This window comes from Actinomycetota bacterium (assembly GCA_005888325.1).
Classification (GTDB): domain Bacteria; phylum Actinomycetota; class Acidimicrobiia; order Acidimicrobiales; family AC-14; genus AC-14.
In genome coordinates this window covers 1-1,541 of the sequence record VAWU01000009.1, presented here as the reverse complement: position 1 = coordinate 1,541, position 1,541 = coordinate 1, and the positions used below count along the sequence as shown (strand labels likewise).

Here is a 1,541-nt window from a genome sequence, read left to right as displayed (position 1 = left end):
AGGTCCTTCGTCCCTAGCTTCGGGCACGAAGGACGACGATTATCGCATCATGGTCAAGAGCGTCCTCGTCGCGGCCGCGACCGCTATTGCCGCGGCGGTGGTGCTGTTCGGCGTGCGCCTCCTGGGAGCGACGAGTGCCGCGTTCGCGTTCCTGGTCGTGTGGGCGCCCATGACATGGCTCGGAACCGTGAGCCGCATCATGCAGCCGCGGTTGCCGCGGCGATACCACGAGCTACGCGACTTCCAGCGTGACCCATGGCTGTACGAGCTTCTTGGGGTGAGGCTCGTCAAGCGGCTGCTGCGCCGTGGTCCGCTTGCACTGTTCAACCCCGGGCTGCACCTGCCAGCGGAATGGTCCCCCGAGCGCCTCGCGGAACTCGAGCAAAGGATGAACGATGCCGAGGCAAGCCACTTCATTCTGCTCGTCGCGATGCTCGGGGTCGTGATCAACGCGGCGGAACGCGGCTGGTGGGTCGCAGCTGGCCTAACGTTGCTGTTCGACGTGCTCATGAACGGTTACCCGGTCATGCTGCAGCGCTACAACCGGGTCCTGCTGTCTGCGCGATTCCCGACCATGCAGGCAGACGAGCATGTTCCACTCCACGCCACCTCACCGTAGGATCGCGTGATCACGAGGTTTCGACGGCTCCCCGTCAACTCGTCCCCGGGCCACATCGTCCCCTATCGCCGGCTCGGAGCGATACCGGGCGGTTCCCCGACGAGCACGTGTGCGATGTAGCCGGCATTTCCAAGTGCGTGTCAGTCGGTGGTCAGCCACTGAACGATGGTGTTCACGGCTTCGTCGACGTCATGTGTTTGGGTGCGGTGTCCGGGGTCGTCACCTTCGATGAGGAAAGGCGCGCGACCTTCCAGCGAGCACTCAATCTGGACCTCGGGGCCGCCGCCCGACCGAATGAACCAGAGGTTGTCGTCGTCCGCGGGCCACTTCACTTTCAACCGTTCGACCTGCACGTCCGGCACTCGGGTGCGCAGCTCTTCGAAGATGCCGTCGATGGTGACAGGTGGTTCCGCGTCCGTTGCACAAGCTTGCCGGGCTGAGCGCAGAGGTGCCGCTAGCTGTAGTGCCCATGGACCTTGCTGACAGGGTCCACCAATGAGTGAAGCCTCCGGGGCGAGTGTGGATCGACCAAGACACCACGCTCACAACGGAGGCTTCACGTGCACCGTAACGCTCGATTCACCCCGCAGGGTCGACTGCTGTTGTGCCAGCGGATCGAGGCCGGATGGCCAGTAGCGCACGCCGCTGAGGCAATGGGCATGTCGAGAGACCGGGCCTGTGAATGGTGGCGGCGCTACCAGGCCGAAGGCATCGACGGCCTCGAGGACCGATCGAGCCGGCCGCACCGATCCCCGACGCGTACCAAGGCGTCCACCGAGCGACGCATCGTCACGCTGCGCCGCCGTCGGGGACTCGGGCCGGCGCGCATCGCCGGGATCGTGCAGGTACCACACTCGACCGTGCACCGAGTGCTCGTTCGTCACGGGCTCAACCGTCTCGACCAGCTCGATCGACCGACGCG

The 1,541-nt window shown here is 65.2% G+C and carries 2 protein-coding genes and 1 pseudogene; 2 read left to right on the top strand and 1 reads right to left on the bottom strand.

Annotation, left to right across the window (positions count from 1 at the left end; genetic code table 11):
* Positions 1-49: 49 nt before the first annotated feature.
* Positions 50-619, top strand: coding sequence for a hypothetical protein (locus E6G06_01325; GenBank protein TML93616.1), 570 nt, complete (start codon positions 50-52; stop codon positions 617-619).
* Positions 620-759: 140 nt separating this feature from the next.
* On the opposite strand, the gene E6G06_01320 is transcribed toward E6G06_01325, so the two are convergent.
* Positions 760-981 (bottom strand): hypothetical protein, encoded by a 222-nt coding sequence (locus E6G06_01320; GenBank protein ID TML93615.1) that lies wholly within the window; start codon positions 979-981, stop codon positions 760-762.
* A gap of 198 nt (positions 982-1,179) precedes the next feature.
* On the opposite strand from E6G06_01320, the pseudogene E6G06_01315 reads away from it, so the two are divergent.
* Positions 1,180-1,541, top strand: a pseudogene (locus E6G06_01315) (IS481 family transposase).